This is a genomic window from Planktothrix tepida PCC 9214 (genome assembly GCF_900009145.1).
Classification (GTDB): domain Bacteria; phylum Cyanobacteriota; class Cyanobacteriia; order Cyanobacteriales; family Microcoleaceae; genus Planktothrix; species Planktothrix tepida.
This window is the reverse complement of the sequence record NZ_LN889802.1, coordinates 484,225-509,243: the sequence shown is the minus strand read 5'-3', so window position 1 is coordinate 509,243 and position 25,019 is coordinate 484,225. Positions and strand designations below refer to the sequence as shown.

At 38.4% G+C, this 25,019-nt stretch carries 16 protein-coding genes and 1 rRNA gene; 11 read left to right on the top strand and 6 right to left on the bottom strand.

Going from position 1 to position 25,019, the window contains the following annotated elements; genetic code table 11:
* Positions 1–459: 459 nt before the first annotated feature.
* From PL9214_RS16515 to PL9214_RS16495, 5 genes are all read left to right on the top strand, one after another.
* Positions 460–3,417, top strand: a complete 2,958-nt coding sequence (locus PL9214_RS16515; protein WP_072719848.1) for a PAS domain S-box protein — start codon at positions 460–462, stop codon at positions 3,415–3,417.
* Between the two features lie 213 nt (positions 3,418–3,630).
* The gene (locus PL9214_RS16510) at positions 3,631–3,954 is read left to right on the top strand and encodes a DUF1825 family protein (protein ID WP_072719847.1); all 324 of its coding nucleotides are present in this window, start codon (positions 3,631–3,633) and stop codon (positions 3,952–3,954) included.
* 118 nt (positions 3,955–4,072) lie between these two features.
* On the top strand, positions 4,073–5,887 hold the full coding sequence (lepA, locus tag PL9214_RS16505; RefSeq protein WP_072719846.1) for a translation elongation factor 4: 1,815 nt from the start codon (positions 4,073–4,075) through the stop codon (positions 5,885–5,887).
* 122 nt (positions 5,888–6,009) lie between these two features.
* A complete protein-coding gene (locus tag PL9214_RS16500) occupies positions 6,010–6,327 on the top strand; it encodes a DUF433 domain-containing protein (RefSeq protein WP_072719845.1) in 318 nt (105 codons plus the stop codon).
* The gene (locus PL9214_RS16495) at positions 6,324–6,671 is read left to right on the top strand and encodes a DUF5615 family PIN-like protein (protein WP_072719844.1); all 348 of its coding nucleotides are present in this window, start codon (positions 6,324–6,326) and stop codon (positions 6,669–6,671) included. The genes PL9214_RS16500 and PL9214_RS16495 overlap by 4 nt, the downstream gene beginning before the upstream one ends.
* Positions 6,672–6,769: 98 nt before the next feature.
* Here the strand turns inward: PL9214_RS16495 and rrf are convergent.
* A 5S ribosomal RNA gene (gene rrf, locus PL9214_RS16490) occupies positions 6,770–6,886 on the bottom strand.
* A gap of 240 nt (positions 6,887–7,126) precedes the next feature.
* Between rrf and PL9214_RS16485 the strand changes: the two genes are divergently transcribed.
* A complete protein-coding gene (locus PL9214_RS16485) occupies positions 7,127–10,294 on the top strand; it encodes a valine--tRNA ligase (RefSeq protein WP_072719843.1) in 3,168 nt (1,055 codons plus the stop codon).
* A 253-nt stretch (positions 10,295–10,547) separates the two neighbouring features.
* Here the strand turns inward: PL9214_RS16485 and PL9214_RS16480 are convergent, their stop codons facing one another.
* The 4 genes from PL9214_RS16480 to ispD form a co-directional block, all read right to left on the bottom strand.
* Positions 10,548–10,937, bottom strand: coding sequence for a response regulator (locus PL9214_RS16480; protein WP_072719842.1), 390 nt, complete (start codon positions 10,935–10,937; stop codon positions 10,548–10,550).
* A gap of 50 nt (positions 10,938–10,987) precedes the next feature.
* A complete protein-coding gene (locus tag PL9214_RS16475) occupies positions 10,988–16,522 on the bottom strand; it encodes a PAS domain S-box protein (protein ID WP_072719841.1) in 5,535 nt (1,844 codons plus the stop codon).
* 202 nt (positions 16,523–16,724) lie between these two features.
* Positions 16,725–17,270 carry a hypothetical protein gene (locus PL9214_RS16470; protein WP_072719840.1) on the bottom strand — a complete coding sequence of 182 codons (546 nt, stop codon included), beginning with the start codon at positions 17,268–17,270 and terminating at the stop codon, positions 16,725–16,727.
* A gap of 76 nt (positions 17,271–17,346) precedes the next feature.
* Positions 17,347–18,033 carry a 2-C-methyl-D-erythritol 4-phosphate cytidylyltransferase gene (gene ispD, locus PL9214_RS16465; RefSeq protein WP_072719839.1) on the bottom strand — a complete coding sequence of 229 codons (687 nt, stop codon included), beginning with the start codon at positions 18,031–18,033 and terminating at the stop codon, positions 17,347–17,349.
* A 79-nt stretch (positions 18,034–18,112) separates the two neighbouring features.
* Between ispD and PL9214_RS16460 the strand changes: the two genes are divergently transcribed.
* The 3 genes from PL9214_RS16460 to PL9214_RS16450 all read left to right on the top strand — a co-directional run bounded on the left by PL9214_RS16460 (position 18,113) and on the right by PL9214_RS16450 (position 22,645).
* Positions 18,113–19,075, top strand: a complete 963-nt coding sequence (locus PL9214_RS16460) for a glycosyltransferase family 9 protein (RefSeq protein WP_072719838.1) — start codon at positions 18,113–18,115, stop codon at positions 19,073–19,075.
* Between the two features lie 96 nt (positions 19,076–19,171).
* Positions 19,172–20,344, top strand: coding sequence for a DUF8838 domain-containing protein (locus PL9214_RS16455; protein WP_072719837.1), 1,173 nt, complete (start codon positions 19,172–19,174; stop codon positions 20,342–20,344).
* A gap of 552 nt (positions 20,345–20,896) precedes the next feature.
* Positions 20,897–22,645, top strand: a complete 1,749-nt coding sequence (locus PL9214_RS16450; protein ID WP_072719836.1) for a two-component system response regulator — start codon at positions 20,897–20,899, stop codon at positions 22,643–22,645.
* Between the two features lie 16 nt (positions 22,646–22,661).
* Here PL9214_RS16450 and hisG read toward each other — a convergent pair whose 3' ends face one another.
* On the bottom strand, positions 22,662–23,306 hold the full coding sequence (hisG, locus tag PL9214_RS16445; RefSeq protein WP_072719835.1) for an ATP phosphoribosyltransferase: 645 nt from the start codon (positions 23,304–23,306) through the stop codon (positions 22,662–22,664).
* 105 nt (positions 23,307–23,411) lie between these two features.
* Here hisG and PL9214_RS16440 point away from each other — a divergent pair, with 105 nt between their 5' ends.
* Both PL9214_RS16440 and rppA read left to right on the top strand, forming a co-directional pair.
* Positions 23,412–24,053 (top strand): glutathione S-transferase family protein, encoded by a 642-nt coding sequence (locus tag PL9214_RS16440; RefSeq protein ID WP_072719834.1) that lies wholly within the window; start codon positions 23,412–23,414, stop codon positions 24,051–24,053.
* A 282-nt stretch (positions 24,054–24,335) separates the two neighbouring features.
* Positions 24,336–25,019 (top strand): two-component system response regulator RppA, encoded by a 684-nt coding sequence (gene rppA / locus PL9214_RS16435; RefSeq protein ID WP_072719833.1) that lies wholly within the window; start codon positions 24,336–24,338, stop codon positions 25,017–25,019.

Here is a 25,019-nt window from a genome sequence, read left to right as displayed (position 1 = left end):
TGCCCAAGTTGTTTAATTTTTAACCCTTGCAAGGCTGATTTACCGAGCTATAGCAATCCCAAATAGATTGTAATAATTTAAAACTGATATAAAACAGCCAGAAGTATTACCCCTGTTCCCTGTTCCCAGTTAAGCTGTTCCCTTTTGAGCAGAAATTTTGGATACAACTCAAATAGGATTGCTATATTGGAATGAATGCCTGTAATTGATGGCTATATGTTAATTCGTAAAATCAGAAGTTTGCCTATTGAACAAGGGGGAAAAATTCCCTCTGGGACAGATGGGGAGAGGAACCGTGATTTTATAAACACTTGCTCTCTTGCAGACGGTTTATTATGAGTTATGATGCCTTCAGCTTGGGGGTGCTATGCAAAAATGTCTGTGGAAAGACCCAGGATTCAGAATAAAGTCATCATCTTCCATCCACTGCTCTAACCGATCAGAATCATGAGATTTACTGTGTCAGCACCCCGTACTGTTCCCCAAAAATTACCTAAAGTGCGTTTGCGAACAACTCTAGTCGTTACCTTTGTCGTTCAAATTGTTGCGGCGGTTGGATTAGTTGGGTATCTTTCTTTTAGAAATGCTCAAAAAGCAGTCAATACCCTAGCGTCTCAACTGCGGAGCGAACTCAGTGCCCGAATTCAACAGGAACTCAAAAGCTATTTTGAGAACCCCTATCGATTAAATCAACTGAATAGTCGGGCGTTTCTGCGAGGGGAATTGAATGTTGCTAACCTTGAAAGTGTCTTCCCCCTATTAGATCAATTAAAAATATCTCCCCTACTTTATGCGATCTATTGTGGTACTTCTCAAGGAGAATTTTTAGGGGCGGTGCGAATTTTGGATGATAATTCTATCGGTTTGTGGACAGCAAACCCCTGGACGGGACAGCATTTATACCTCTACAATATTGATACTGAAGGACGACCGACGACCTTAAAGCGGGATAGTGGCACGATTTATGACCCCCGCAAACGCCCTTGGTATCAAAAAGCTCAACAAACAGGAAGTCCCGTCTGGACTGATATCTATTTAGCCTTCTCAACAGGATTACCCACGGTTACGGCTAGTCAACCGATTTATGATCCGACGACTAAGGATCTTCTAGGGGTTTGTGCGACGGATGTGCTACTTCCTGATGATTTCCGTAAATTCCTATCCAGTTTATCCATTGGAAAATCGGGAATTGCATTTGTTAGCGATCGCGCCGGTCAATTATTATCAAGTTCTACCGATGAACCCCTCAGCGTTGGGGAAGGAAAACAGGCGAAACTTCTCCCCGCCATAGACAGCCAAAATCCTTTAATTCGAGGCGCAACCCGACAACTGCTACATCAATATGGAAGTTTTGCTACCCTAGAACAATCTTTACAAACCGAATTTACCCTTCAAGGGGAACGTCAATTTGTTCAAGTTTTACCGTTTAAAGATGGTCGAGGATTAGATTGGTTAATTGTGGTGGTGATTCCAGAAAGCGATTTTATGGATGAAATTAATGCCAATAATCGCTTGACGATTTTGTTATGTTTAGTGGCATTAGCGATCGCTATTTTAGCCGGAATGATCACCTCTCGTTGGATTTCAGAACCGATTTTAAAATTAAGTAGCGCATCGAAAGCTATTGCTCAAGGGGAATTAGATCAACATATTAAAGCGAAAGGCATTACGGAACTGGAAATTTTAGCGAGTTCGTTTAATACGATGACTTATCAACTGCAAGAATCCTTTGCTAAATTAGAAGCTAAAAACGCTGATTTGCAACAGGCAAAAGAAGCTTTATCGGCGGCTAAGGAACAGTTAGAAGCGGTATTAAATGCTGTACCCGGTTCAATTTCTTGGATGAGTTCTGAAGGGATTTATTTGGGGGTCAATCGTGACTTAGCGGATCGTTTAAGGTTGCAACCTGAAGAAATTATTGGTCGAGAAATCGGATTTTTTCAAAATAGTTCAGACTATGTTAAATTCCTGCGTCAGTTTCTCGCTAGTCCAGAACAGTCAGCGTCTCAAATTTTGCCAATTCTCTATAATGATCAACGACGTTATTATTTAATTGTGGTACAAAAATATCAACAAGGCGGTGCTATTGTTGCGGTAGGAATTGATATTACAGAACGTCGTCAAGCGGAAGAAGCTTTGCGAATTGCAGAGGAAAACTATCGAAGTATTTATGAAAATGCGTTAGAAGGAATTTTTCAATATAATCCTCAACATTCTTATATTAATGTTAATCCAGCCATGGCTCGGATTTATGGGTATGACTCTCCTCACGCTTTGATGGAGATTTTAAAGGATTCTGATTATCCGTTATATGTAGAGCCGGAACGTCATATAGAATTTATTTATTTAATGCAGCAACAGGAAACAATTTCTAATTTTGAATTCCAAATTTATCGGGCTGATCAGCATAAAATTTGGATTTCTGCCAGTGCTAAACCTGTTTTTGATGCCGAAGGAAATTTACTTTATTATCAAGGATTTATTGCTGATATTACCCAACGAAAAAAAGCTGAAGTTGAACGTCAACAGTTTATTGAAGAACTATTTGAAGTCAATAGTAATTTAGAAATTGCCATGCAAACGCAATTAGAATTAACAGAAGCAGCAACTCGTTTTGTCCCTCAAGAATTTTTATCTCTCCTAGGTTATAACAGTATTGCCGAAGTGAAGTTAGGGGAAGGTGTACAACATGAAATGTCGATTTTGTTTTCTGATATTCGGGACTTTACCAGCATCAGTGAAAAGATGACCCCGGAAGATAATTTCCAATTTATTAATTCCTATCTTTCGCGGATGGAACCTGCGATTACTCAACATCAAGGGTTTATTGATAAATATATTGGCGATGCGATTATGGCTTTATTTAATGGCGGTGCAGATGATGCCATTCAAGCGGGAATTACCATGTTAAAGGTACTGGAGGAATATAATTCTAAAAGAGGACAGCCTCACCGCCCTAAAGTTTCGATTGGAATTGGAATTAATACCGGAATTCTGATGTTAGGAACGGTAGGGGGAGAAAATCGGATGGACAGTACGGTGATTAGTGATGCTGTGAATTTAGCGTCTCGGATTGAAGGGGTAACTAAATATTTTGGTGTCCCTTTATTAATTTCTGAACATACCTTAAAAGCCTTACACAATCCCAGCCTTTATGCCATTCGCTTAATGGGTCGAATTAATGTTAAAGGCAAATCGGAAAAGGTGTCTGTTTTTGAAGTGTTTGATGCTGATTCACCTGTCATTAAGGAGGGAAAATTAGCCACTAAAGTTATATTTGAAGAAGCGGTTTCTCTGCATAATCTCCAAAAGCATCAGGAAGCAATTAAGACATTTGAGGTGTGTTTAACCCTAAATCCCATTGATCGAGTTGCTAAATTATATTTAGAACATATCCGAAATCAAATCGAAAAATAAGGATTAGGTTATCAGTCCATCATAACAGTACCCAGTAACAAACCCATTATTTTCTTCCCCCGCTCCCCCTGTTCCCTGTTCCCTATTTAATCCGAAGTACGGAAATTGCGACTTGTAACAGTGTGAGTAACCCGCTCCCCAGGGGTTAAAATATGAAAAAATCTATCCAATCTCTTAAACTCAAACCCTATACCTAAAAAAATTCGAGAAACTATGGGATTCTTTGATTCAGACATCGTTCAACAAGAAGCTAAACAGCTATTTGAAGATTATCAATCCATGATCAAGCTTGGGAGTGACTATGGCAAGTTTGATCGCGAAGGCAAAAAACTCTATATTGAGCAGATGGAAGGGATTATGGATCGTTACCGCATTTTTATGAAGCGGTTTGAACTGTCCGAAGACTTTATGGCCCAGATGACCGTTGAACAGTTACGCACCCAACTTGGCCAGTTTGGAATTACCCCCGACCAAATGTTTGAACAAATGCACCTTACCCTAGAACGGATGAAGTCGGAATTAGAAAAACAGCCCTAATCCCCTCTGTTTCCCTAAAAAAATCGGTGTGTCCCTGGGTTTCTTTTGTTAAAATACTTGAAGCCAACCCTCGTTACTTTAACGGGAGTCTCCCTATTATGCTTGTGAATATCACTTTATGACAAACGTTCCAGTTTCTCGAATTCGTAACTTTTCTATTATTGCTCATATTGATCATGGCAAGTCTACCCTAGCAGATCGACTGTTGGAAGCGACGGGTGCGGTTCAAAAGCGGGAAATGAAGGAACAATTTCTCGACTCGATGGACTTAGAGCGAGAACGGGGAATTACGATTAAACTGCAAGCCGCCCGGATGAATTATAAAGCCGATGACGGTGAAGAGTATGTATTAAATTTAATCGATACTCCGGGGCACGTTGACTTTTCCTATGAAGTCTCCCGCTCTTTAGCCGCTTGTGAAGGCGCGTTATTAGTCGTGGATGCGTCCCAAGGGGTAGAAGCGCAAACCTTAGCCAACGTTTATCTGGCGTTAGAAAATAACTTAGAAATTATTCCGGTTTTAAATAAAATTGATTTACCCGGAGCCGAACCGGATCGCATTAAAAGTGAAATTGAAGAAATTATTGGGTTAGATTGTTCGGGGGCGGTGTTAGCTTCGGCTAAAGAAGGAGTAGGAATTCATGAAATTTTAGAATCGATTGTCCATTTAGTGCCGCCTCCAAAAGATACCGTTGATCAGAAATTAAGAGCGTTAATTTTTGATAGTTATTATGATAGTTATAGAGGCGTGATTGTTTATTTTCGGGTGATGGATGGACGGGTAAAAAAAGGTGATCGCGTTCGCTTAATGGCATCGGGGAAAGAATATGAAATCGATGAAATTGGCGTATTATCTCCAACCCAAATTCCCGTTGATGAACTCCATGCTGGAGAAGTAGGCTATTTTTCCGCCGCCATTAAAGCTGTTGAAGATGCACGAGTTGGGGATACCATTACTTTAGCCAATAGCCAAGCTGAAGAAGCCCTTCCCGGTTATACCGAAGCAAAACCAATGGTGTTTTGTGGATTATTTCCAACAGATTCTGATGAATATCCGAACTTAAAAGAAGCCTTAGAAAAGCTGAAATTAAACGATGCGGCGTTATCCTATGAACCGGAAACTTCAAGTGCAATGGGGTTTGGTTTCCGATGTGGATTTTTAGGATTACTGCACATGGAAATTGTGCAAGAACGGTTAGAACGGGAATATGATTTAGACTTAATTGTAACGTCTCCTTCGGTGGTTTATCAAGTTACCACCCAAAAAGGGGAAGTGATTATGGTGGATAACCCTAGTCATTTACCTGAACCCAACCACCGAGAAAAAATAGAAGAACCCTATGTCCGGGTAGAAATGATTACCCCAGAAGCTTATGTGGGGAGTTTAATGGAATTAGCCCAGGGTCGTCGGGGTGAATTTAAAGATATGCGTTATTTAGCCCAGGGACGAACCACATTAGTTTATGAAGTACCCTTAGCGGAAGTGGTCACGGACTTTTTTGATCAGATGAAATCTCGCTCTCGTGGCTATGCGAGTATGGAATATCATTTAATTGGATATCGAGAAAATGCCTTAGTTAAACTCGATATTATGATTAATAAAGATGCAATTGATTCTTTAGCCATGATTGTTCACCGTGATAAAGCTTATCACGTTGGACGGGCTATGGTGGAAAAACTCAAAGAATTGATTCCCCGTCATCAATTTAAAGTTCCCATTCAAGCCACAATTGGATCTAAAGTCATCGCCAGTGAACATATTCCAGCCTTAAGAAAAGATGTGTTAGCTAAATGTTATGGGGGGGATATTAGCCGGAAGAAAAAACTTTTACAGAAGCAAGCCAAAGGTAAAAAACGGATGAAATCTTTGGGTTCTGTGGATGTTCCTCAAGAAGCATTTATGGCGGTATTACGGTTGAATCAAGAATCCTAAATTGTTGTAGAGATGCGCTTGTGGAACCTATAATCGGGTTTCCCAGGTGCTGCTCTACAAAAGTTCAGGGTATCAAAATCTATTCATACAAATTAATTAGAACTCTCTGTAAAGTAGAAACTATGACACTTACAAAAACCGAGTATAAATATATAGAGCTAAATGAAGACAATGTTCCCACCATAGCTGGAACTACAATGAAAGTCGTTGAATTAGTTGAAACTCAAATCGCTTATAGTTGGAGTCCAGCAGAATTGCACCTCAATCATCGCTATTTAACCATGAGTCAAATTCTTTCTGCTTTAGCTTATTATTGGGATCATAAACCAGAACTTGATGCAGAAATTAAGCGACGAGAAGACTATGTTAAACTGGCAGAAATTGAAGCTGGTGAATCTCATTTTGCTGCTAGATTACGTGCTCAAGGGCTATTAAAATGAGTCTAGCAATTTACATGGATGAACACATCCATTCAGCGATTACAGTGGGTTTACGCCTTCGAGATATTGATGTTTTAACAGTTCAAGAAGATGGACGTGCTGGTACACCCGATACTATTTTACTGGATCGAGCGATGGAACTTGGACGAGTTATGTTTTCACAAGACCAAGATTTTTTAATTGAAGCAAAACGCCGTCAAGCTGAAGGGATTAACTTCTTTGGTGTTATCTTTGCTCGTCAGTCTCGTGTTTCCATTGGTGATTGTATCCGTGATTTAGAAATAATTGCTAAACTTGGCGAACAGGAAGAATTTGCTAATCGGGTTCAATATTTACCTTTGTAGCTTACCTGTTATTAACCGAGTATAAAAAAATAATAAAAATCTGTGAATACAAAAAACCCCCTCCGATTTACCACTGGAAGGGGGTTTTTTGAGTATTAACCTGGCACCGAGCTATTTTTCCAGGCGGCTACCCGCCAAGTATCTTCGCCGTGTCAGCGTTTCACAGCCGAGTTCGAGATGGATCGGAGTGGTTCCACTGAGCCATAGGCACCAGGAAAGCTTTGTAAACTTTCACTGATTTTGAGAGGTTGCAGCCGTTTGTGTGTTGTTTGCTTGCCTCTCACAATTTACTAATCTACTCGGTTTTTTTAGGAATGTCAACCCCTATTTCAAAAAAATTTTTAGATCGCTCAAGCCCATACGGTTCAAGGTTTCTAGGATGAAAGAGCAGCCCTCTAGCCGAAATGTGGCAAAATAGAAAGGATTGTCTAAAATTGTCCATCTTGTCGAAACCCATGACTGCAACGACCCCAAGCCAAGCCACAAAATACGAACCCTTCAGTACCGAAGCCAAATGGCAACAGTATTGGGAAGATCATCAGGTGTTTAAAGCTGACCCCAACCAACCGGGGGAACCCTATTGCATTATGATTCCTCCGCCTAACGTGACGGGAAGTCTGCACATGGGTCATGCCTTTAATAACTCCCTGATTGATGCCTTGATTCGCTATCATCGCATGAAGGGTGACAACGCTTTGTATTTGCCGGGGATGGATCACGCCAGTATTGCAGTCCAAACAATTTTAGAACGACAACTCAAAGCCGAAGGCAAAACCCGCTACGATTTAGGACGAGAAAAATTTTTAGAACAAGCTTGGGAATGGAAGGAAAAATCGGGGGGAACGATTGTTAATCAGTTACGACGGTTGGGAGTTTCTTGTGATTGGACGCGGGAACGATTTACCCTGGATGAAGGATTATCAAAAGCGGTCTTAGAAGCGTTTTTTCAGTTATATGAAGATGGCTTAATTTATCGAGGGAAATATTTAGTCAATTGGTGTCCGGCGAGTCAATCGGCTGTATCGGATTTAGAAGTAGAAAATAAAGAAATTAATGGCAATTTGTGGCATTTTCGCTATCCTTTAAGCGATGGTAGCGGTTATGTAGAAGTAGCAACCACGCGACCGGAAACGATGTTAGGGGATACGGCGGTTGCAGTGAATCCCAATGATATTCGTTATCAAGCTTTAATCGGAAAAACCCTAACTTTACCAATTATGAAACGGGAAATTCCGATTATTGCGGATGAATTTGTTGATCCAAGTTTTGGTACGGGTTGTGTGAAAGTGACTCCCGCCCATGATCCGAATGATTTCCAAATGGGTCATCGCCATAAACTCCCGATGATTAATATTATGAATCAGGATGGATCTCTGAATGAAAATGCAGGGCCATTCCAGGGACAGGATCGATTTGTAGCGCGAAAAAATGTGGTTCAACGTCTTAAAGATTTGGGATTTTTAGTTAAAGTTGAAGATTATAAACATACGGTTCCCTATAGCGATCGCGGTAAAGTTCCGGTAGAACCGCTATTATCAACCCAATGGTTTGTTAAGATTAGACCTTTAGCAGATAAAGCCTTAGATTGTTTAGATCAACAAGATTCTCCCGCCTTTGTTCCTGAACGCTGGACGAAGGTTTATCGAGATTGGTTAGTTAAATTAGACGATTGGTGTATTTCTCGACAATTGTGGTGGGGCCATCAAATTCCCGCTTGGTATGCGATTAGTGAAACTGATGGCAAAATTACCGATGAAACACCGTTTATTGTGGCGAGAACTGAAGCGGAAGCCCAAGAAAAAGCAATTGCAAAATTTGGAGAAACCGTAATTTTAGAACAAGATCCTGATGTTTTGGATACTTGGTTTTCGTCCGGTTTATGGCCGTTTTCAACATTAGGATGGCCGGAACAAACGTTAGATTTAAGCAAATATTATCCCACCGCTACCTTATCAACGGGGTTTGATATTATCTTTTTCTGGGTTGCACGGATGACGATGATGGGGGGATATTTTACCGGAAAAATGCCGTTTAAAACCGTTTATATTCACGGGTTAATTCGGGATGAAAATGGTAAGAAAATGTCAAAATCTGCCGGAAACGGTATTGATCCGTTATTATTGATTGATAAATACGGAACCGATGCTGTCCGGTTTACGTTAATGAAAGAAGTGATTGGCGCAGGGCAAGATATTCGTTTAGAATATAATCGAGAAACTGACGAATCTGCCTCCGTTGAAGCATCTCGAAATTTTGCCAATAAACTGTGGAATGCGTCTCGGTTTGTAATGATGAATTTAGACGGGAAATCTCCGAAACAGTTAGGAGAACCCAATATTAATCAGTTAGAACTGAGTGATCAATGGATTTTGTCTCGTTTTAACCAAACTGTTAAACAAACCCGTAACCAGATGGAAAATTACGGCATTGGTGAAGCGGCAAAAGGTATTTATGAGTTTATTTGGGGAGATTTTTGTGATTGGTATATTGAATTAGTAAAACCCCGTTTACAAGGAGAAAATGCCGAGTCTCGTCACGTTGCTCAACAAACCTTAGCGTATGTCTTAGAAGGGATTTTAAAACTTCTCCATCCCTTTATGCCCCATATTACTGAGGAAATTTGGCATAGTTTAACGCAAACTGGGGAAGAAGATTGTTTAGCATTGCAAGCTTATCCGGTTGTGGTTGAAGAAAATATTTTAGAAGTGCAACGCTTAGGCAAATTTGTTAAAGATCCTGATTCAATTGTCGGTCAAGTTTTGAGTACCCTATTAGAATTACCTGACCTGATAGGAGATTTCGTTAAACAATATCAAAAACCGTTAATTTTGACGGGGTTATTTTTCGTTGCCTTTTTAACAGTTAAATGTTTTGTGGCGGCGTTGAATGCTATTAATGAAATCCCGCTACTACCGACTATTTTTGAATTGATTGGGATGGGATATTCTGGTTGGTTTGTGTATCGTTATTTGTTGAAAGCATCTCAACGAGAAGAACTGGGGAAAATTCTACAAGAGTTGAAAACGGAATTTATCGGCAGTGGAGAACCGCTAAAACCTGTTGATTCAAACTTACAAGTTCCTAACAGTTTTTCCTCCGTTTCTCAAGATTCAGCTTCGGAAATTACTACAATTCTTGACCCGAAATTAGAAGCAGATTTTGAGTTAATTATTGGAGCAATTCGTACCGTCAGAAATTTACGAGCGGAAGCGGATATTAAACCGAAAGTGAAAGTTAATGCTATTCTACAAACGGAAAGCCGCAAAGAACAGGATATCTTGAAACAAGGGCAAACCTATATTCAAGAGTTAGGTAAAGTCGAAACCTTAACCATTACAGAACAGTTAACCGGAAATGAAGGACAAACTATAGCCGGAGTTGTGGGAACAGTCCAGGTGTTAATGCCGTTAGCGGGTGTGGTTGATGTAGCCGCTTTTCAAACCAAATTGCAGAAAAAATTGGCTAAAGTTGAAAAGGAAATTCAAGGGTTTCAACGCAATTTGAATAACCCGAATTTCGTTAACCGTGCCGAACCCGAAGTGGTGGAAAATACCCGTAATAATTTAGCAGAAGCTGAAAAACAAGCGGAAATTCTGCGAGAACGGTTAAGTCAATTTTCATAATAATAGGGAACAGGGAACAGGGAACAGACAATCAGCTATTTAGCCTGTAAAGTCCCTGTTTCTAAATCAGGATAGGGCAATTTCTTAATCACAAAAACGGATTATGATGAATCAAGATTTAGGATTATTTTTGTTAGGAATTGCTGTACTAACGCTCTACTTAATCTTTTCAGCCTTAACGGAAATGGGAACCAAACTTCCCTGGAAAAAGTAGAACAGGGAACACTTCTAAATCCTAAAACCCTTTCACTTTTTACTGTTCCCTGTTCCCTAATGCTATAGATTGTAATGCTTTTTCAACAATATCAATCACGTCTTGAGATTTAAACGGTTTAACTAAATAGCCCGAAGGATTGGTTTCTTTTGTGCGTTCAATGGTAGAGGTATCAGAATAAGCAGTAATATAAACGATGGGAGTTTGGTGTTGTTCTCGAATGCGTTTTGCGGTTTCTACCCCATCTAATTCGCCGCGTAAGTGGATATCCATTAAAATTAAATCCGGGCAATTTTTCGCTACCTGTTCTAAGGCTTTTTCTCCTGAATTAATTCGAGCAATAACTGTATACCCTTGTTTTCTTAAACTCCGGGCAATACTTTCGGCTGCAATTAATTCATCTTCAACAATTAAAATGGTCGCTGTCATTGGCTTAAAACCCTCTGAATATTAATTGAACATTAAGCTCATATTAATTTTTAATTATAGCTTTGTTCTTGAAAAATTAGAGTAAAACTTGTACCTTGGGTACAGTCTAATTCAAGGGTTGCCTCTAATTGATCAGCTAAAATATTAACTAATCTTAATCCCAAAGAAGGGCTATCTTGCCAATCTACATCTTCTGGAATCCCGATGCCATTATCACTAATTTTTAAATAAATTTGTTGTTCAGAATCCATTTTTAGAGTAATTTTAATTTCTCCAGTTGTTGAGTCAGGGAAAGCATATTTAAACGCATTTGTTACTAACTCATTAATTAATAATCCACAGGGAATCGCCGTTTCTAAATTTAAAGTTACAGGTTCAACATCCAGACTAATATTGATTTTACAGTCTTTGGGTTGATAAGATGAAATTAACTTTTCGACTAAATTTTGAATATAATTTGCAAAATTCACCTGGGATAAATCATCAGATTGATAAAGTTGCTCATGAATTAATGCCATGGTTTGAATCCGATTTTGACTATCTGCAAATAAATTCCGTTGTTCCTCCTGTTCTAAGGTATCCGCTTGTAAATCTAATAAATTAGAAATCACATAGAGATTATTTTTAACTCGATGATGAATTTCTCGCAATAAAACTTCTTTTTCTAACAGTGAAGCTTTGATTTTTTCTTCCGCTTTTAAGCGTTCAGTCACATCTCGACAGACACAAATTAATAAATTATCATCGGTTAAAGTCAGTGAAACTTCTTCAACAAAGGTACTTCCATCTCTACGTTTAGCTGTCGTTTGACCTTGCCAATGACGTTGTTGGAATAAAACAGGAAAAGTATGCTGTTCAAAATAACGAACTTGTTCCGGTATATACAAACTTTCCCAACTGTATCCTAGTAATTCTTGAGGATGGCTATACCCAAACATTTCAACATGGGCTTTATTCAAATAAATATAATGCCCATCTTTTAAAATCGCAATACCATCAATGGCGGCTTCAATGGCGGCTAACTGTTGTTTTAATACTTCTTGTGCTTTCTGAAGTTCTGTAATATCTGTATGAGCACCCACCATGCGAATCACGTTTCCTTGGTCATCTTTTAGATGAATGGCTCTCGATAAAATATAGACGATGGAACCATTTTTATGATAAAAACGTTGAATGCTCTGAAATCGATCTACTCGACCTTTGTTATAGTCTTCAATCAATTTAATGGCAGCAATTCTATCCTCTTCAAAAATAACTTTGTCCCAGGAGGAGAGAGTATTCGGTAATTCATCATTATTATAGCCAATCATCTCTTTCCAACGGGGAGAAAAATAAATCTCATTTGTGATGAAATCCCAATCCCAAAAGCCATCTTGTGCGGCTTGAATCGCTAAGTGAAACCGTTCTTCCGCCACTTTAATTTCGGCAGCACTGCGTTTGCGTTCCGTTAAATCTTGAGCAATTCCTAGGAATCCAGTAATATTTCCTATCGGATCTCGCAAGGAACAAACCGAGAGTAAAACCGGAAATTTTCTTCCATTTTTATGAACCATGCTCCATTCTCGTTCTTCAATCTGTCCGAGACGAGCTTTCGCAACAAAAACATCAAAACTCGGTTCAATTTTAGTTCCTAATTCTAAAGATAAACTATAGGAACGTTCCAGAATTTCTTGAGGATCATGAGCAATAGCAGGAGTTGTTTTACCAATTATTTCTTCAGCTTGATAACCGAGTAAATTTTCTGCACCTCGGTTCCAAACTTGAATAATTCCATTGATATCCGTTGAAATAATGGCGTAATTTGTACCATCTAAAATGGCTTGTTGGAGTTGATTTAATTCTAAGAGTTTGGCTTCTGCTAATTTGCGATCGCTAATATCACTTTCGGAACCTGCCATGCGAATCACTTGACCGTTTTCATCCCAGAGTGCTTGACCCCGATCTAAAATCCATTTATAGGAATTATCTTTACATTTTACCCGATATTCAGCCATAAAAAATGGCGTTTTTCTTTGAAAGTGATCCTGAATTCCTTGCCAAACCCTCTCAGCATCATCGGGATGAATTCGAGATATCCATTCTTCTAAGTGATGACTAATTTCATCTTCATCAAACCCTCGCATTTCTTTCCACCGAGGGGAAAAGAAAACTTCATTGGTTGGAACATTCCAATCCCAAATTCCATCTTTACTTCCATGAACGGCTAATTGCCAACGTTCCTCACTGATTTGTAAGGCTTTTTCTGCCAATTTCCGTTCGGTTATATCTAACATAATTGACAAATATTGGAACGGTTTACCCTGATCATCCACAAACGGAACAATAGTTGTATCCACCCAATAGTAATTTCCATTTTTGGCTTGATTTCTAATTTCACCCCGCCATACTTTTCCTTGAGAAATTGTAGACCAAAGGTGTTTAAAGAAGCTCTGAGGATGATAATGTGAATTAATTAAACTAAAGGTTTGCCCCACTGCTTCTTCGTATGAATATTGATAAGTCTGAGAAAATTTATAATTAAAATAATTAATAACCCCATTGCGATCTGCTATGACTACAATAGCCATTTCATCAAGGGCGATTTTATGATAAGTTAATTCTTGCAGGACACTTTTGAGTTTTTTCTCGGCTTGTTTCTTAGCCGTAACATCCCGCAAAAAAGCGCGAATTACCGTTGGTTTACCCTCTTCAAATCGACAGTTAGCACTGCCTTCTAAAATCACAATTTCTCCAGTTTTAGTGATATATTCTGTTTCAATAGAATTCTGTTTAATAAAATCTCCGTTTTTTAAGCGTTCAAAATATTGACGAAAGCTAGAAATTTCTTCAGGGATTGTAATTAAATCAAAAACCGATAATTTTTTAATTTCTTCCTCGCTATATTTTAAGGTTTCTTTCCAAGCTCGGTTTACATAAATAAAACGTCCATCTTCAGGAGAAATTAGTTGGATTAAATCATTAGCATTTTCAAATAAATCCTTTAACTGTTCTTGACTTTCTCTTAAATCCATTAATAATTGAGCTTGGGCGATCGCAATTCCTACTTGCTCGGAAATTTGCTGCATAATCTCAATTTCAAATTCTGTCCACTGATGGAGTTGATAACATTGATGCGCCAGCATTAAGCCCCAAAGTATACCATTTTGAAAAATCGGAACAATTAATTTAGATTTAACCTCTAATTGCTGCATTAACTCGCTCATACATAAATTTTCTGGGTTATCTAAAGAATAAACCTCTTCGATATTATCAATCGCTTTTACTTTTGTATATTTATAAAACTCAATACAAGAATCAGAAAAAATGTTCTCATTTAAAATGCTATTCAGAAGGGATAACTCTGGATTAATAACTGATTCTGTAATAATTTGTTGTTTTCCTTTCGGGAAAATACGATAAATTAAAACGCGATCGCAATCTAAAATATGGCGAATTTCGGTTACAGTCGTTTGCAATATTTTTTCGAGTTGTAAAGATTGACGAATATTCAGAGTAATATCTGTAAATAATTCAACCTTAATATTTTGACGATGTAATTTTTTCTCGGTGCGTCGATGTTCTTGAATTTCATTTAAAAGTTGTTGATTTGTTTGGCTTAAGACGATGGTTCGTTCTCGCACTCTTCGCTCTAATTCACCATTCAATTTGATTAAAGCATCTTCTGCTTTACAGCGTTCTTTTAACTCATGTTGAATTTGTTGATAAAGTTGAGACTGTTGAATGGCAATGGAAATAGAAACAGCGAGTTGATCTAATAAGTGTAACTCATCCGAACTCCACTCACGGGGTGCAATACAGTGATGAGCAATTAATAATCCCCATAACTGATGAGCAGAGACAGGATCGTTAATGACAATGGGAACCACTAAATTAGCTTTTACATTAAAATCAGATAGTAAATTGTAATAGCAAGGAGATATATCTGCGGTTTCAATATTATTAATAGAATTTTTCCTACCTTGCAAATAATGTTTAGCACCGCCCCTTTTAAAACAAGTATCTTCTAAAGAAATTCCCAGAATACTATTTCCTTGAACAGTAACAGATTCTGCAACAATTTGACCATTAAATTCAGCATCGAATTGATAAACTAAAACTCGATCACAGTCTAAGAGTTGTCTAATTTCTGTCACCGTTGTGTTTAGAATTTCCTTTAAAGATAAAGACTGACGAATATTAATCGTTACTTTGTATAATATTTTTTCTAATTCCAGTTGTTGATACAGTTTTTTTTCTGCCTGTTTCTGCGGCGTAATATCCCTAGCAATTCCTAAAAAAGAAATTAAAGTCCCATCAGGAGAATATTCAGGAACCAGTCGAGTTTGATACCAAATAGAACTGTTGATAGTCGGATAGGGATAATCAACTGTTTGTTCTTGTTTCGTTTCAATTGCCTTTTGAAGACAGTTTTTCCAAATATTGATTACGTCTTGATCAATCCCAATTTCTTCTGGATATTTACCGATTAAATCTTGAGCCGTAACTCCTACCAATTTTTCAACAGCATGATTAAAATAGAGATATTTTAAATCTAAATCAATTCTAAAAATAATATCAGGAGCCGTTTCAACTATGAGTTGAAATTCCTGTTCCCGATAATAAAGTTTTTCCGTCTGTTCTTGTACTGTTTGTTGGAGGTTTAAATTCTTACTTTCTAACAGTTGTATTTTTTCATCTTGTAAATGTTTAACTTCTGCTTCTAATAATTCAATAACATTATAAACTTCTAACGGCTCTAATATCTGCAAAATATTAGTGCGTGTGATTAATCCTAATAATTCTCCCTGGTTTCCCGTGATAATCAAACGACCAATACGATTAGACTCCATCATTTGATGAGCAACCGATAAATTATTATCAGGACTTAGCTTTAAAATAGGATAACTCATCACGCTTAGGGCTGGGGTATGATTCCAATCTAATCCTAACTTTTTAAATTGAACTAAATCTCGTTCTGTAATCATTCCAACGGGATTTTGATGAGCATCTTCAGCCACAATCACTACACAACTAATATGATGATTTGCCATCAGTTGTGCTATTGTTAATAAAGGGGTTTGATCTGTTGTAACAATCACTTGACGATTCATCACTTCAGAAACAGTTCTGAACCGCAATAAATCCTCTGGTTGTAAACATCCCCGAATCGTATCATAGGTAATTAATCCAATTAGATTTCCTTGATCAACGATGGGTAAATGGCGGATTGAATGCTCTCGAAATAGATTGATAGCTGCAAAAATATCCTGTTTTTTTTCATATTGAAGGGTGACAACAGGTTGACTCATCACCTGCTTGACTTTAATCTTTTCTGTATGTTTTTCCTGGGCAATCCATTGAATAATATTTCGTTCTGTTACAATGCCAATGGGTTGATTATTTTCTACAATAATAACACAACTGCCCCGGCCTTCTTGTTTTGCCGTTTTCAAGGAGTTAGATTCTGATGAATGCAGATAACAATTTCCTCGGGAGTTGATAATTAATGAGATTACCTCGTCTAAGGGAGTATCGGGTGAGACTTGTAGGGGATCTCGAATAATAGCAGCTTCTAAATTATCTAACCAAGCAAGTGTTAGGGCCATAGACCATTGAGATGTAGTTAGAGATATGAATTCATTGTATCTTCTAGGAAGGGAAGTTGTAAAAATGTCGCTTAACATCGAAGGATCAAAAGAAAGAAGACTCTTCTATAACAGGGAACAGGGAACAGGGATAATACTTTTGGCTGTTTCATATCAGTTGTGAATTATTACAACCTCCGTCTCGAAGGCACAGATTGCTATATTAAGCATCTATCTCATTTAGATTTAAAGTTCTCTTTTTAAAAAATAAATCAAATAATTTACCTTTCCCTAAAATTTCATCTAATTCTCGTGTTATAAAAAAAGGAATAAACACAAGGAACAAGCAGAATATTTGATAAATTGTATCGAATTGAAAAAAATGATATTTCAATTCAATTAAAACTTTAGACATAGATTCTTGTTGAAACAAACCGACGACAAAATGTTCTGCAACATTAAAAATTAAAACAATAATTGTAAACAAAATTGACTTATAACCCACTGAAATAATCAGGGGTTTATCTCCATAGCGTTCTACCAGAGGCAGTTTTTCAGATAAAACAATCACTTTTCCGATGATTAAAGCTCCAACAATCGCAACCCCATAGTTAAAAGCATTAATCCCATGTTTTAATAACGCCAGGGAATTCAAGGTGATTAAAACGCTAAAGGATAAAGCTAAATACAAATTAACAATTGCTAAACTAATAAACTCATCAAGCAAGGTTGATTTCCTGGTTTTTGTAGATGTTTTTTTGTTAGCCATAAATTTAAGTAGAGTTGATGGTTGATCTTTTTCTATTGTCTACTGATAACTGATTACAGGTGGAATAACCCTGCCCCTAGGGATTGTGTCGGGCTTTTAAAATAAATTCAGCCACGCTTAAATCAACAGGAGTAGTTACTTTTAAATTGGTTTCTTCTCCCATAACAATATGAACGGGTAATCCACATTTTTCAAATAATGCCGCATCATCGGTCACTTCCCAACTTTGTTGACGCCCTTGCTCATGGCAGTCTTTTAATAGTTTCACATCAAAGCCTTGGGGAGTTTGTGCCGCCCATAACTGTTTGCGCTCAGGGGTATCTAAAATTAATCCATCCTCATCCACCACCTTAATCGTGTCTTTGACCGGAATAGCGGCAATTAACCCCTGATACTCCTGTAATGCTTGTGCACAGCGTTCAAATAACTGCGGTGTGGCTAAACATCGAGCACCATCATGAATTAATACCTGTTCTGCATCGCTGGGTAAGGCTTGTAAACCATTATAAACCGACTCTTGACGGGTATCTCCCCCTTGAATTAACTCTACAGGTTTACTTAAATTAACACTAGCTAAAATTTCTTTAAACTCAGGGAAATCCACAGGTTGACCCATGATCCCGATCCAGTCAATGCAGGTTGCTGCTTCCGCCGATAAGAGTGTCCACGTCAATAACGGTTTATCCAATAACGTCAAAAGCAATTTGTTGCGATCGCTTCCCATTCGTCGTCCCATCCCTGCTGCTGGAATTAATAAGTGCATTGTGAAAATTTAGAGGTAAGATTGACAATCCTGTGTTCATATTAGAATTAAGCTGATCTTGTAGATTAACTCTTTAGTGATGAGAATACTAGCCCTTGTCCCAGGTGGAATAGGCGATCAAATTTTGTTTTTCCCAACGCTTGATGGCCTTAAGCAAGCTTATCCTGAAGCCCAAATTTCTGTTATGGTAGAACCCAGGGCCAAGGGAGCTTATCGAGTCTGTAAGTCGGTTTCCGAAGTTTTAACCTATGATTTCAAGGAACGTAACAGTTTAGCCGACTGGGGAAATTTTCTGGGTATTGTCCGTGATCGAGAATATGAAGTGGTCTTATCCTTGGGTCAAAGTTGGACGGTGGGATTGTTATTATGGTTAACGGGTATCCCCATTCGCGTTGGATACACCGGTGGCGGTGAAGGGATGTTTATTAGCAACCCAGTCCCCCTGAAACCCGAACAATACGCCGCCGAGATGTATTATGACCTGCTCAAAGGGTTACAAATTACCACCCCCTTCTCTGGATTATCCATTAATGTTCCTAAACTAGATATTGACTGGGGAGATGCTGAACAAAAACGTCTGGGGATACAGGAAAGTGGTTATATTTTGATTCATGGAGGGTCTAGCCAGTTAGCACAACAAAAAGGCATTGATAAAATTTACCCTGTTGCACGTTGGCAAAAAATTATTCAAGATATTCAACAACGACAACCTAACCTTCCTGTTGTTATTGTCCAGGGGCCAGAAGATGCCGCGTTAGTGCGTGAAATTGTCCAATCTTGTCCTCAAGTTAAAGTCACCCGACCGGATGATATTGGCAAATTAGCGGCAATGATCGCTTCGGCGAATTTAATGCTCTGTACCGATAGTGCCCCGATGCACTTGGCTGTTGCGGTGGGAACCTATACGATCGCATTATTTGGCCCCACTGAACCTGCTAAATTATTACCCAAAAGCGATCGCGTTATTGGCATTAAATCTCCCACCGGAAAAATGTCTGATATCTCTCCCGATGAAGTAATTAAAAAAATCTGGGGCGGTTAATTTAGCCGTAGGGGCGGGGTATTCCCGCCCGTATTCCCGCCCGTATTCAGTTATTAGTTATTAGCTTATTTCCTTTTAGTTCTGATTCCAAATTCTATGAATTACAATATTGAAGAAACGGTTATTGAACGTTATCAAGCTGGAGCAACAACGGTACAGCCTTCTCTGTGTTGTCCAGTGGAATATCAAGAAAATCAATATTTAGACATTATTCCTCAAGAAATTATTGAAAAAGATTATGGCTGTGGTGATCCGACTCGTTATGTTAACCCCGGAGAAATTGTTGTAGATTTAGGTTCCGGGGCGGGAAAAAATTGTTATATAATCGCTCAAAAAGTCGGGGCGAATGGTCGAGTCATTGGGGTCGATTTTAATGATACCATGTTAGCGTTGTCTCGTCGCTATCAAGCAGAAATTGCCCAAAAATTAGGTTATGCTAATACAAGCTTTGTTAAAGCAAAAATTCAGGATTTAGCCTTAGATTTAGATCAAGTTCAACAGTGGTTAACAAATCATCCCATTCAGTCGATTGAACAAATTACAGAATTTGAGTTAGAATGCGATCGCCTACGTCAACAAACTCCTTTAATTGCAGATAATAGTGTTGATGTAGTGATTTCTAATTGTGTTTTAAACTTAGTCCGTCCCCAAGATAAAAATCAACTGTTTCAAGAAATTTATCGTGTGTTAAAACGAGGGGGAAGGGCGGTTATTTCGGATATTGTTTGTGATCAAGATCCGACTCCTGATATTTTAAATGATCCCGATCTTTGGAGTGGCTGTATTGCGGGAGCCTTTCGCGAAAATGAATTTTTACAACGCTTTGAACAAGCTGGATTTTATGGAATTGAAATCTTAGCCCGACAGGAAGACCCTTGGCAAGTGATTGATGGCATTGAATTCCGTTCTTTAACCGTTTGTGCGTTTAAAGGGAAAGACGGCCCCTGTTTAGATGTTAATCAAGCGGTGATTTATAAAGGGCCTTGGAAACAAGTGATGGACGATGACGGACATATTTTATATCGCGGTGAACGGATGGCAGTTTGTGATAAAACCTATCACATTTATACTAACATAAACAGCCCCTATTGTCAAGATATTTTAGGAATTTTACCCCATGAAACTATTCCGTTAGAATCAGCACCAGAGTTTGATTGTAGACGCAATATGATTCGTAAACCGGAAGAAACTAAAGGCAAAAATTATCACGTTACGATTACAAATTCTGATAATTCTTGTTGTTCTCCTGCAAGTTCGAGTTGTTGTTAAATTGGGGAGCAGAGAATATTTCTTATTGTCGTTTTTTGATTTAAAGTTCTGATTGCTTAATCGTTTCATCCCAAATCCAATTCTGAAAACCGACTGATAAAATCGGGTGTCATTCCCGCCCTTGTAGGAATCTATAAGCATTTTAGGAGATTATCATCAATAGTCTATAAGAAAACAGATTTGGGATCACCGATTTTCTATCAATTTTTGGGTTCAGTCCGGTTAGCTTAAGGTGTTAGAGATGATGGCTATCCAATAGTCATTGGGTTACAAATCACAGTCTTGTCTGGAGGCTTACAACCGTATAAGTACGAGAATTTTGAAGGTTATGCTTGTATTTTAGCGATGTAGATCACATCTTTTTGTGTAACATCTCACAGGATTATTTTTTTTCTATCACGACGGTTGAATCATGAATGATATATCTTAAGTCATATAATATCTTTTATCTTTTTTCACGAAACCCTTCCTATTGAAATCAGAGACAATCAATAACCAAAAGATTTATAGTCTATAGGAACTCTGAATCCGATTTGAGGTCAAGTAACAGCCATGAAAAAAATTCTAGTCATTGAAGACGATGTTCTGCTCCGTCGGAGTTTACTAAAAATTCTCCATGCGGAAGGGTTTCAACTCCTCGAAGCCGATAATGGACAAGTGGGTTTACAACTTCTACACAGCCAACAACCTGATTTAGTTTTATGTGATTTAATCATGCCCGAAATGGATGGCTATGGCGTGCTAGAATACTTACGCAGTAACCCGGACACCCTCTCCATTCCCTTCATTTGTTTAACCGCCCAACATGAACGCAGCAATTTACGACGGGTAATGGAATTGGGTGCGGATGACTATCTCACCAAACCTTATAGTAAATCGGAACTATTAGCCGCCATTCAAGCACAGTTTAATAAACAGGAACGAGTTAATCTTCCCCTGTCATTATCTGAGTCTCAAGGGTTAATTCAATTAACCGCGAATCGGGAAGATGAATCTCAGATTAATTTAACGGCTCAGTTAAGTTTACAAAGTAAATTCAAACAAATTATTAAAGAAATTGACTCACCGCAGCAGTTAGTTCCGGTATTTATTTTAAGTTTAGATCGCCTAGAACGGTTTCAAGATTATTTAGGAGTAGATTATGGAGATATTCTAGTTCAGGCGGTGATTAATCGGATTCATGAAGAACTGAAAAGAGCCGGATTTGTTGTTAAATTTAAAGATGAAAAAATTGCCTTAATTTTACCGCCCATTTCCCACTCTGAGGAAATTGAAGAAATTGCTTTAAAACTTTTAAACTGTTTATCAAAACCTATCAAAATTTCCGACTATAAATTATTATTAGGATGCTGTTTAGGCGTTTCTTTATATCCCCAACATGATGATAATTTTGATAACTTACTAATTAAAGCCAATATTGCCTTGCGTCAAGCCCAACAGCAGGGAACCCATTCTTATTTTGTCTATACGAATGAAATTTGGACAAAAATTCAAGATCGGTTTCGCTTAGAAATTGATCTGCACCATGCGTTAGACAACGAAGAATTTATTATTCATTATCAACCTCAACTCGACTTAAAAACCGGAAGAATTATTGGGGCTGAAGCTTTATTTAGGTGGCAACACCCCCAACGCGGACTTGTGCCTCCCCTGGAATGTTTAAGCATTGCTGAAGAAAATGATTTAATTGTAGAAATTGATGAATGGATGATTCGTCAAGTTTGTCAGCAAGTGAAACAATGGCAAAACCAGGGATTTGAACTCTCCGTTGCTGTCAATGTTTCGGGGGTTAAATTTCATCAACGCAATTTAGGACGTTATGTGATGCAAGTCTTAAAACAAACGGGTTTAGATCCCAAATATTTAGAATTAGAATTAACCGAAAGTGTTTTAGTTAAAAATCCTGAACGTTCCGTTGCCATTCTCCATGAACTGAAGAATTTAGGAATCGGACTTTCTTTAGATGATTTTGGAACCGGATATTCCTCTTTAAGTTATTTGCAAAAATTCCCGTTTGACACCCTCAAATTAGATCGCTGTTTTGTCCAAGATGTGAACCGCCATATTAAAAATGCAGCAATTGTGAAAGCAACGATTGTTATGGCTCATAGTTTAAATATGAGAGTCGTTGCTGAAGGAGTAGAAACGGAAGCCGAACAACAATTTCTTCGAGATCATGAATGTGATTGTTTACAAGGATATTGGTTTAGCCGCCCGGTAGAACCTCGGATTTTTGAGCAACTTGTTAAGGCTAATGCCGCAGAAATCCCGACTAAACCTTTATCTCCTTTGGAATGTTAAATCATTAAGTTCAGGTTTACAATTTAAGTGTTAATTCTTCTCGAATTTGACTCATTAAATCCTTCAGTCCGCCTGTATTTAAACGATAACTTAATGGATGAGCAATTAAGTAAGCTGTGCTTTCAAATAAAACCTCTATTTCTGTTAATCCATTTTGTTGTAAAGTTTTACCTGTAGAAACTAAATCGACAATCGCTTCAGACATTCCCGTAATTGGCCCTAATTCAACGGAACCATATAGCGGTATAATTTCAACTGGTAAATCTAAACTCTCAAAATACTCGCTGGCACAGTGGACAAATTTAGACGCAACCCGACTATGGGGTGGCAATTCTACTGGACGCTGATAGGGACTTGATTGTTTAACAGCCACCGACATCCGGCATTTGCCAAATTTGAGATCAACCAGAGAAGCGACTTGAGGCTTTTTCTCCCGCAGGACATCATAACCCACAATCCCTAACTGTGCTTGGCCATATTCCACATAAACAGGGACATCTTGTGCCCGCACTAATAAACCCTTAGCGGTTTGGGTGGGATCATGAATCTGAAGTTGTCGATTGCCGGGATCTAAAAAAGCACTAAAATCAAGTCCAACGGCTTGCAGAAGCCGGATACTGTCTTTTAATAAAGCGCCTTTAGGCAGTGCTACGGTGATCATAAAGATGAGAAATGAGGGATTTGGGATTTATAGAGACAGTGACACAGCAGCGAATCGCTATCCGATGAAACTGCAATTATTACCCCAACTTTTATTTACCAGATTATGGGACAGTTAACTCTGGTGATCGGTAACAAAAATTATTCGTCTTGGTCGTTACGTCCTTGGTTACTTTTAAAACAAGTAGGACTTGATTTTGCTGAAATTATGATTGATTTGGGTACTCCCAACACCCACAAGGAAATCAGGCGCTATTCTCCATCGGGAAAAGTTCCGGTGCTATTAGATGGAGATTTAACGGTTTGGGAATCCTTGGCGATTTGTGAATATATTGCTGAAAATTTTATTCGAGATTTATGGCCTCAAGACCGAGACGCTAGGGCTTTTGCTCGTTCTGTGAGTCATGAAATGCACGCCGGATTTATGAATTTACGGCAACAAATGCCGATGAATTGTCGTACTCGCTACCCCAGAGAAGGAATGAAACCAGGGGTACAAGGAGATATTGATCGAATTACTGCAATTTGGCGAGAATGCCGTCAACAGTATGGGTCTAAGGGTGAATTTTTATTCGGAAAATTTACCATTGCTGATGCCATGTTTGCCCCCGTTGTTTCTCGATTTATTAGCTATGATGTCAAGTTAGGATTAATTGAACAGGACTATGTTAAAACCATTTGGTCGCTTCCAGCCATGCAGCAATGGATTGATGCAGCTTGTTTAGAACCTGAAATGATGTATTTTTAACAGTTATCAGTTATCAGTTATCAGCTATCAGTTATCAGTTATCAGTTATCAGTTATCAGTTATCAGTTATCAGTTATCAGTTATCGGTTAACGGTTATCAGCTATCAGTTATCAGTTATCAGTTATCAGTTATCAGTTATCGGTTAACGGTTAACGGTTAACGGTTGAGTTTTAACTGTTGGCTTTGTTAGTTTCTCGTAAAACTGTTCCCTGTTCCCTGTTCCCTGTTCCCTGTTCCCTGTTCCCTGTTCCCTGTTCCCTGTTCCCTGTTCCCTATGACTGATGCGAATTTTATTAGTTGATGATGAAGTTGAATTAACGGAACCTTTGAGTCGGGTATTGAGCCGCGAAGGATATACGGTTGATCTTGCAACAGATGGACATTTAGGTTGTGAGTTGGCTCGTCAAAATCCATATGATTTGTTAATTTTAGATTGGATGTTACCCCAAAAATCGGGGTTAGAAATTTGTCAAGAATTGCGATCACAATCGAATCGAACACCGATTTTATTTTTAACCGCAAAAGATACCCTCGATGATCGAGTTCAAGGGTTAGATGCTGGGGCGGATGACTATTTAATGAAACCCTTTGAACTGCGAGAATTATTAGCGAGAGTTCGGGCTTTATTACGTCGCTATCCCGTCACCGAATCCCCCGTTACCAATTCTAACCGTTTGCAAGTGGCAGATTTAGAATTAGATGCCGAAAATCAACTCGCCTATCGGGGAGGACGCATCATTGATTTATCGGAAAAAGAAAGCCAACTGTTAGCTTATTTGATGCGTTATCCAGGGCAGTTATTAACCCATCATCAAATCCATCAACATCTCTGGGGAGAGGGTGAACAGCCCAGCAGCAATGTCTTGGCAGCACAAATTCGTTTATTAAGACGAAAAATTGAAATTACGGGAGAAACGCCTTTAATTCATACCGTTTATGGCAAAGGATATCGCTTTGGAGAATAA

Excerpts from the sequence above, each read along its gene's own strand:
- PL9214_RS16510 (WP_072719847.1), top strand. The coding sequence starts at position 3,631 with ATGGGATTCTTTGATTCAGACATCGTTCAACAAGAAGCTAAACAGCTA.
- lepA (WP_072719846.1), top strand. The coding sequence starts at position 4,073 with ATGACAAACGTTCCAGTTTCTCGAATTCGTAACTTTTCTATTATTGCT.
- PL9214_RS16500 (WP_072719845.1), top strand. The coding sequence starts at position 6,010 with ATGACACTTACAAAAACCGAGTATAAATATATAGAGCTAAATGAAGAC.
- PL9214_RS16495 (WP_072719844.1), top strand. The coding sequence starts at position 6,324 with ATGAGTCTAGCAATTTACATGGATGAACACATCCATTCAGCGATTACA.
- PL9214_RS16485 (WP_072719843.1), top strand. The coding sequence starts at position 7,127 with ATGACTGCAACGACCCCAAGCCAAGCCACAAAATACGAACCCTTCAGT.
- PL9214_RS16480 (WP_072719842.1), bottom strand. The coding sequence starts at position 10,937 with ATGACAGCGACCATTTTAATTGTTGAAGATGAATTAATTGCAGCCGAA.
- PL9214_RS16475 (WP_072719841.1), bottom strand. The coding sequence starts at position 16,522 with ATGGCCCTAACACTTGCTTGGTTAGATAATTTAGAAGCTGCTATTATT.
- PL9214_RS16470 (WP_072719840.1), bottom strand. The coding sequence starts at position 17,270 with ATGGCTAACAAAAAAACATCTACAAAAACCAGGAAATCAACCTTGCTT.
- ispD (WP_072719839.1), bottom strand. The coding sequence starts at position 18,033 with ATGCACTTATTAATTCCAGCAGCAGGGATGGGACGACGAATGGGAAGC.
- PL9214_RS16460 (WP_072719838.1), top strand. The coding sequence starts at position 18,113 with ATGAGAATACTAGCCCTTGTCCCAGGTGGAATAGGCGATCAAATTTTG.
- PL9214_RS16455 (WP_072719837.1), top strand. The coding sequence starts at position 19,172 with ATGAATTACAATATTGAAGAAACGGTTATTGAACGTTATCAAGCTGGA.
- PL9214_RS16450 (WP_072719836.1), top strand. The coding sequence starts at position 20,897 with ATGAAAAAAATTCTAGTCATTGAAGACGATGTTCTGCTCCGTCGGAGT.
- hisG (WP_072719835.1), bottom strand. The coding sequence starts at position 23,306 with ATGATCACCGTAGCACTGCCTAAAGGCGCTTTATTAAAAGACAGTATC.
- PL9214_RS16440 (WP_072719834.1), top strand. The coding sequence starts at position 23,412 with ATGGGACAGTTAACTCTGGTGATCGGTAACAAAAATTATTCGTCTTGG.
- rppA (WP_072719833.1), top strand. The coding sequence starts at position 24,336 with ATGCGAATTTTATTAGTTGATGATGAAGTTGAATTAACGGAACCTTTG.